This window comes from Microbacterium testaceum (assembly GCF_001476285.1).
Taxonomy (GTDB): Bacteria; Actinomycetota; Actinomycetes; order Actinomycetales; family Microbacteriaceae; genus Microbacterium; species Microbacterium testaceum_B.
The window spans coordinates 1-7,545 of the sequence record NZ_LDRU01000128.1 but is presented as its reverse complement, the minus strand read 5'-3'; the positions used below and the strand labels follow the sequence as shown (position 1 = coordinate 7,545).

Sequence of the window (7,545 nt, the reverse complement as noted above, 5' to 3'; positions counted from 1 at the left end):
TCCAAGACACGCCGCAACTCCCCCGCGCATAACGGCGTGTCTTGGACACTCAACGCCCCGCGGCGTGAGCCGCGCCCCTCACCGCAGCCGCCGCGCGACCTCCGCCATCGCCTCGGCGAACGACTCCTCGGCGCCCTCGCGTCCGCCGGAGAGGTTCACGCCCACGACCCCGGGGAGCGCGAGCATCTCCTCGGCGAGCGCGACCGCCAGCGCGATCCCCTCGGCCCGCGGTTCCCGGGCCAAACGAACCCGCGCGAGGAACCCGTCCGGCAGCACCAGCGTCGTGAACGACTCGAGCAGAGCGGCCGAGGCGTGATCCACCACCACGGGAACGCACGGGATGTACCGCACCGACTCCCCCACCTCGTCGATGAACCGCCGCACCGGCGCTGCGCCGCCCGCGTGATTGACGAAGCACACGTCGGCACCCGCGCGCAGTTTCTCGCGCAACCGCGCCGCGCGGCGCTCCACCGGCGGAGCCGCGGGCGACCCCGCGACCGACACGACGTGCCCCGCCGCGCGCGCGAGCGCCGTCGCCTCGGTCGAGTCGAGGTCGAACACGGGGGCGGCGTCGGGCCGGTGTCCCGTCCGGGTGTGGTCCCCCGTGACGCAATGCACCCCGGCCACGCCCTCGACCGCGAGCGCCGCGAGCTCCCCCTCGATCGCGACGCGGTTGCGGTCGCGCATGTTCAGCCCCGTCCACACGCGCAGCCCCCGTCGCTGCAACAGGTGCGCGCGGTAGGCGGGAGGGAACTGCACGCGCGCGCTTCCCGCGTCGCCGGCGAGGACGGCATCCACTTCTCCCGAGAGGACGGCGGCGCAGGCGTCGATGGATGCCACGCTCAACGCGCGCGCCGGCAGGTCGGCCACGACCCACGGGCGCGTGTCGAGGGAGGTCAGGGTCTCCGCCGCCGCGGCGGTGCGCGGGGCGGGGCCCACCGGGGTCGTGCGGTCGACGCCGGTCCACGGCACGGTCGGGCGGGAGAGGAACGCGCAGCGGTGGCCCGCATCGATCTCGCACGCGCCGTCGAAGCCGACACCCCCGCACGGGCCGTATTCCATGCGCTTGGGACACGCGTGGATGAGGGGCAGCGAGCTCATGGCCGCGAGTGTAGGGACCGCGTGTTTCAGCGAATGTTCGTGGTGGCAACATCGCCGAAACGCGGCGTCCCTACGCTCGGCGATAACCCCAGCACCCGGGAGGACCCATGATCACGGCCGGCACCACCTTCGGTTCCGATGTCGACGTCACCGACGAGCTCGTCGCCGACCCGATCGCGCTCATGGTCCGGTGGCTGCCGTCGCACGACAGCGAGCTGCGCCCCCTCGCCGCCCTCTCCACCATCGGGCTCGACGGCATCCCGTCCCTCCGCCATGTGCTCATCAGCGACAGGGATGCCGCGGGCCTGACCTTCCACACCGATGAGGCGAGCGCGAAGGTCGCCGAGATCGTCGCGAACCCGGTGGCCGCAATGGCGGTGGCATGGCCCGAGGTCGGGCGCCAGCTCGTCGTGCGGGGAATCGTCGAGCGCGTGACCCCCGCGGAGGCCGCGGCCGTGTACGCCCAGCGCTCGCGCTACCTGCAGCTGCTGGCGTGGCTGAACACGCGCGAGAACGCCCAGCTCGACACCGCGGCCCGCCAGCACCTGTGGGCCGAGTTCGATGCCGCGCACCCGACGCTCGACCCGCCTCCGCGCTGGGTCGGTTTCCGCCTGCGTCCCGTCACCCTGACGTTCTGGCGCGGCGACCCGATCGGACAGAGCACGCGCCAGCACTACACGCTCGCCGACGGCCGCTGGTCGGGTCGGATCCTGGCGGGCTGAGATGGACATCACCACCGTCACCTCGTTCCGCCCCGCGCGCACGCGCGCCGACCTCGCGCTCGCGCCGGGCGAGGTCGTCATGGCGGGCGGCACCTGGCTGATGAGCGAACCGCAGCCGACGACGACCGGATTCGTCGACCTCACGACCCTCGGCTGGCCCGATGTCGAGATCACGCCCGACGGCCTGCGCATCGGCGCGACCTGCACGATCGCCCGCCTTCTCGCCTGGGCCGAGACCGAGGCGCCCGCCGAGTGGACCTCGCTCGCGCTCGCCCGCCCGTCCGCCGATGCGCTCCTCGCGTCGTTCAAGATCTGGAACACCGCGACCGTCGGCGGCAACGTCTGCCAGGCCTTCGCGGCCGGAGCGATGATCGCGATGCTCTCGACCCTGGATGCCACGGCCCTCATCTGGACGCCCGACGGCGGCGAGCGCGTGATCGCGGTGGCCGACCTCGTGATCGACAATCAGGCGACCTCCCTCGCCCCGGGCGAGGTGGTGCGCGCCCTCGACATCCCGTTGCACGCGCTGCGCTCCCGCGTCGGACTGCAGAAGATCGCGCTCGCCGAACTCGGCCGCTCGGGGGCTGTCGTGACCGCTCGCGTCGATCCGGACGGTTCGGCGGTCTTCGTCGTCACCGCCGCCGTTCGACGCCCGCGCGTCCTGAGATTCGCCCGCGTTCCGGGTGCCGGAGAGCTTCGGGATGCCGTGGCCTCCGCGACCGACTTCTACACCGACCCGCTGGGCAGCGCCGACTGGCGGCGCGGCGTGAGCGTCGTGCTCGCTGAGCGGCTGCGCGCGGCGTTCGCCCGCGAATCCGCGGAGGGTACCGCGTGAGCGCGGCACGCCGCATCGCTGTCCCGCGCTCCGGAGTTTCGGACGCCGCGGCGCGCACGACGGGCCGCGCCCGGCGGATTCGGCCGGCTTCTTCCGGAGCGCGGTACGCAGGGTGCCAGGTCGGGGCGCAACGGAAGGGCACCGCGTGAAGTTCCAGGTCAACGGGGAGCCGGTCGACGCCGAGCCCCGCCCCGGTCAGAGTGCGCGCACGCTGCTGCGCGAGACGGGCCACGTCGAGGTGAGGAAGGGCTGCGACGCGGGCGACTGCGGCGCGTGCTCGGTGCTGCTCGACGGGGAGCCGACGCACTCGTGCATCATCCCGGCGATGCGTCTCGAGGGGCGCGCGATCACGACCGCCGCGGGCCTCGCGCCCGGCGACGAGCTGCATCCCGTGCAGGAGGCCCTGGCGTCGGGCTTCGGCTTCCAGTGCGGGTTCTGCACGCCGGGGATGAGCGTCACGGCCTCGACCCTGACCGCCGCCGACCTTCCCGACCTCGATCGGCGCATGAAGGGCAACCTCTGCCGTTGTACGGGCTACCGCCCGATCCGCGCGGCGATCCGCAAGTCTGTTCTGGGGCCCGTGCGTGAGACCGGCGCCGGTGCCGCGCAAGCAGAGCGGTCCGGATGCATGACCGACGCCCGTGGCCCCCTCCCCGCCGCCCCATCAGAGCACTCCTGCCCCACGGGTCATGCAGATGAACCACGCGCAGACACGGCGAACGGCCTGATCGGTTCCTCGACCATCCCCGAGGCCGCGCGGCGCATCGTGCAGGGCCGTGAGCCGTTCACGTTCGACGAGCCGGTGCCCGGCGGTCCCCCGCTCGTGCTGCGCGTCGTCACCTCTCCGCACGCCCACGCGCGGATCGTCGCGATCGACACCGCGGCGGCCCTCGCCGTCCCCGGCGTCGTCGCGGTGTTCACGCACGAGGACGTCCCCGACATCCGCTACTCCACGGGTCGTCACGAGCACCGCACCGACGACCCCGACGACACGCGGATGCTCGACGACGTCGTCCGCCACGTCGGCCAGCGGGTCGCCGCGGTCGTCGGCGAGACGGCGGAGGCAGCGGATGCCGGCTGCCGCGCCCTGCGCGTCGTCTATGACGTGCTGCCCGCGGTCTTCGACCCCGACGAGGCGCGAACGCCGGGCGCTCCGCTGCTGCACCCCGACCGCACGCCCGACGAGCGGGTGATGGATGCCGGACGCAACGTCGTCGCCGGGTTCCACACCGGCCACGGCGGCGACATCGACGCGGCGCTGGCCGCGAGCCACGCCACCGTCTCCGGTGAATGGACCTCGGCCCGCGTCACGCACGCGGCCCTCGAGACGCACGGCGCCGTCGGCTGGCTCGATGACGACGGTCGTCTCGTGATCCGTTCGTCGACGCAGGTGCCGTTCCTCGCCCGCAACGAGCTCGCGCACATCTTCGGCCTGGAGCGCGACCGCATCCGCGTCTTCGCGGCGCGCGTCGGCGGCGGCTTCGGCGGAAAGCAGGAGCTCTTCACCGAAGATCTCACGGCCCTCGCCGTGCTGAAGCTCGGTCGTCCGGTGGCATACGAGTTCTCGCGCACCGACCAGTTCGTGCGGGCATCGCTCCGGCATCCGATGCGCGTGCGGGTCACCCTCGGCGCGGATGCCGACGGCACCCTCACCGCGATGAAGATCGACGTCCTGAGCGATACCGGCGCGTACGGCAACCACGCGATCGGCGTGCTGTTCCACTCGTGCGCCGAGTCGACGACGCTGTACCGGGTGCCGACGAAGTGGATCGATGCCGAAGCGGTGTATACGAACAACCCGCCGTCGGGAGCGTTCCGCGGCTACGGGCTCGGGCAGGTGGTCTTCGGCGTCGAGTCGGCGATGGACGCCCTCGCCGAGAAGCTGGGGATCGACCCGTTCGACCTCCGCCGCATCAATGCCGTCAAGGAGGGCGACCCCCTTCACCCCGACGACGACGAGAAGTACGAGGAAGACCTGATCTGGGGCAGTTACGGCCTCGACCAGTGCCTCGACCTGGCGCAGGACGCCCTCCGCCGCGGCAACGGCGTCGAGGCCCCCGAGGGCTGGGCGGTCGGCGAGGGCATGGCTGCCGCGATGATCGCGACGATGGCCCCGCGCGGGCACATCGCGCACACGACAGCGACTCTCCGCCCCGACGGCACGTTCCTGCTGCGCGTCGGCACCGCCGAGTTCGGCAACGGCACCTCGACGGTGCACCGGCAGATCGCCGCGACGGTGCTGGACGCCTCGCCCGATCGCCTCGAGTTGTGGGCCGCCGACACCGACGCCGTCCGGCACGACACCGGTGCCTTCGCCTCGGCCGGCACGGTCGTCGCGGGCAAGGCCCTGTTCGGCGCCTGCACGGCTCTGCGGCGACGCATGATCGACATCGCCGCCGAGCTAGCCGGAGGGGATGCTGCGTCCGCCGAGGTCGTGGCATCCGGGATCCTCGCCGGAGACGAAATCGTCTCGTGGCAACGGATCGTGGATGCCGCGCCCGCGACGATGCGTGACGAGCAGGGTCTCACGGCTGACGGCGCGGAGTTCGGCGATTTCCGCTCGCTCGCGTTCAACGTGCACGCCGTGCGGGTCGCCGTCGACCCCGAGACGGGGACGGTGAGAGTGCTGCAGTCGGTCCAGTCCGCCGACGCCGGCGTCGTGATCAACCCCGCGCAGTGTCGCGGGCAGATCGAGGGCGGGGCCGCGCAGGCCCTCGGCGGCGCGCTGTACGAAGAGGTGTACCTCGAGGACGGCGTCGTGCAGAACCCCGTGTTCCGCACGTATCGCGTGCCGCAGTTCGCCGACGTCCCCGACACCGAGGTGTACTTCGCCGAGACCGATGACACCCTGGGCCCCTTCGGCGCGAAGTCGATGAGCGAGTCGCCGTACAACCCGGTCGGCGCGGCGATCGGCAACGCCGTCTCACGCGCCCTCGGGCGGCGTGGGTACGAACTGCCGTTCTCGCGGGATCGCGTGTGGAGGTTGGCGGGCGGGGGGTGAGGCTGCCGCCGGTGCGGTGAGGCGTTGCGCGCGCCGCCGGGTAGCGCAGCGCGGCGTCGCGTGAGACGCCACCTCGCTCAGCGCGAGGTTGCGTGTCCCTCTTTGTGCGATTTCGGCGGCTCAGCCATGCACAAAGTGGGACACGCGACGCGGCGCTGCCCCCTCAGCGCTAACGCCCGCCGCGCCCCAACCAGGCATGTCCCACTTTGTGCAGGTGGCGAGGCCGATTTCTGCACGAAGTGGGACATCAGGCGCTGCTCTGGATCGGCACAGTCGTCTTCGAGACCTGGATGCCACGGGCCCGCGCCGCGCCTCCGGCTACGACGTTCCCGCTCACTCCCATGACTGCGCGACTCGCGAATCGCGCTCCCGCCGGGCCCTCGACAAAGCCCGCGCGGAAACGAAGCCGGAGCGACGAGCGATCTCGGCGATCGGGAAGCCGCTCCCCACGAGGGCGTCGGCGAGCTCGAGCCGGCGCGCACGGAGGGCGGCGCTCGGCGTGCTCCCGCGTCGCGCGAACACGCGAGAGAGGTACTGCCGAGACACGCGCAGGGCATCCGCGAGTTCCTCGACGGTGAAGTGCGGGTCCTCGGCGCGCTCGATGAGGAGCCGCGTGGCAGCGGCGAAGGTGGCCTGCGCTGATCGCATCCCTGCGCCCTCGGCATCCGTCCCCGGCCGCCCCGCGACGAGCGCCGCGCACAGACTCTCGATCGCGTGACCGAGGGCTGACTCGACGGCGATGCTGACGCGATGGTCGCCGTTCAGGATCGCGTTGACGGTGGATGCCAGAGCCCTCCACGCCGGGCCATCGTCGGCGCCGGGCAGCGGAGTGGGTTCGTCGAGCAGTCGGTGTGGCGAGGCGATCTCGATGCGCGCACTCGGCTGCGTGGCCGTCACGCAGGACAGCACCGTCTCGGGATAGACAAGCGCGTCACCGGCGTCGAGGTCTGACATGTGGCCGCCCACGAAGCTCAGCTCGACGGTGCCCTCGGCCTGGAGGACGAGCGTCGAGCCGTTCCGAGGCCCCGGTGTCGGCTCGATCGTGAGCGGGGTGTGCCACAGCCGACGGACCGCCACCCCCGCGACCTCCACCTCATCGACGACGAGCGCCGACGGCCCCGAGCTGACGGGCGTCGCGACGAACGAGCGCTGAGCGAACCACTCGACGACCGCGCTCCCCTCGGTACGCAGGGTTCGGGTCATGCGGCTCCGATCTCAGGGGTGGTCTTTCAGCCTCTCCGGCGCCCCACCGGTCCCTCCGCCATCCCCCGATCCGTTCACCCTCGCGTTCACTCCCTCTCGATCCCGGATGCCGAAACCTCCGCCCCGTCCTCACCTGTGGCGACGATGACAACTCACGTTTGGCGCACGCGCGCATGCCTCGACAGGGTGGCGGCAACCCATCCCGAAAGGTTCCTGATGACGCACGACATCGAGCAAGACGCTCCCGCTCTCTCGCCCACCCGCCGCACGGTCCTCACCGGAGCTGCCTGGACGCTTCCGGTCATCGCCGCGGCGACCATCACTCCGATGGCCGCGGCTTCGAACGCCCCGGTTCTCGCCTTCGACAAGTCGACGTACAACGGCACGGCCTGCGGCACGATCACCGGCGCGTACGTCACGGTGACGGTGAACAACGTCGCTACCGCGGGGAAGAGCGTGACGACGACTCTGAGCAATGGGTACAAGTTCTCCGACGGCACGACGACGAACACGCAGGTGAGCGGGTCGAACGGGCGCGTGAATCTGCCGGCGATTAATGTGCCGGCGACCGGTGGCAACGGCACTGCCGCAGCCACCGCGTCGGGAGCCGCCACGTCCACTGCAGCTACGAGCGCCGCGCCGCCGAAACTCGTTGGGGTCACGTGGGACAACAACGCCTACCC

The 7,545-nt window shown here is 71.9% G+C and carries 6 protein-coding genes; 4 read left to right on the top strand and 2 right to left on the bottom strand.

Features of this window, described 5'->3' with window-relative positions; genetic code table 11:
* Positions 1-78 precede the first annotated feature (78 nt).
* The gene (locus NS283_RS17720) at positions 79-1,101 is read right to left on the bottom strand and encodes a methylenetetrahydrofolate reductase C-terminal domain-containing protein (RefSeq protein ID WP_058598167.1); all 1,023 of its coding nucleotides are present in this window, start codon (positions 1,099-1,101) and stop codon (positions 79-81) included.
* 107 nt (positions 1,102-1,208) lie between these two features.
* On the opposite strand from NS283_RS17720, the gene NS283_RS17715 reads away from it, so the two are divergent.
* The 3 genes from NS283_RS17715 (at position 1,209) to NS283_RS17705 (ending at position 5,659) form a co-directional block, all read left to right on the top strand.
* Positions 1,209-1,823, top strand: a complete 615-nt coding sequence (locus NS283_RS17715) for a pyridoxine/pyridoxamine 5'-phosphate oxidase (protein WP_058598166.1) — start codon at positions 1,209-1,211, stop codon at positions 1,821-1,823.
* 1 nt (position 1,824) lies between these two features.
* Entirely contained in the window at positions 1,825-2,658 is an 834-nt protein-coding gene (locus tag NS283_RS17710; RefSeq protein ID WP_058598165.1) for an FAD binding domain-containing protein, read from the top strand.
* Between the two features lie 145 nt (positions 2,659-2,803).
* Complete coding sequence (locus NS283_RS17705) at positions 2,804-5,659, top strand: molybdopterin-dependent oxidoreductase (RefSeq protein WP_058598164.1); 2,856 nt, start codon at positions 2,804-2,806, stop codon at positions 5,657-5,659.
* Between the two features lie 333 nt (positions 5,660-5,992).
* On the opposite strand, the gene NS283_RS17700 is transcribed toward NS283_RS17705, so the two are convergent.
* Complete coding sequence (locus NS283_RS17700; RefSeq protein ID WP_058598163.1) at positions 5,993-6,862, bottom strand: helix-turn-helix domain-containing protein; 870 nt, start codon at positions 6,860-6,862, stop codon at positions 5,993-5,995.
* A gap of 216 nt (positions 6,863-7,078) precedes the next feature.
* On the opposite strand from NS283_RS17700, the gene NS283_RS17695 reads away from it, so the two are divergent.
* Positions 7,079-7,545: hypothetical protein (locus NS283_RS17695; protein WP_153003417.1), on the top strand; the 467-nt coding region annotated here is incomplete at its 3' end.

What these genes read in the sequence shown, in the direction of transcription:
- NS283_RS17715 (WP_058598166.1), top strand. Translation starts at nt 1,209, where the DNA reads ATGATCACGGCCGGCACCACCTTCGGTTCCGATGTCGACGTCACCGAC.
- NS283_RS17710 (WP_058598165.1), top strand. Translation starts at nt 1,825, where the DNA reads ATGGACATCACCACCGTCACCTCGTTCCGCCCCGCGCGCACGCGCGCC.
- NS283_RS17720 (WP_058598167.1), bottom strand. Translation starts at nt 1,101, where the DNA reads ATGAGCTCGCTGCCCCTCATCCACGCGTGTCCCAAGCGCATGGAATAC.
- NS283_RS17700 (WP_058598163.1), bottom strand. Translation starts at nt 6,862, where the DNA reads ATGACCCGAACCCTGCGTACCGAGGGGAGCGCGGTCGTCGAGTGGTTC.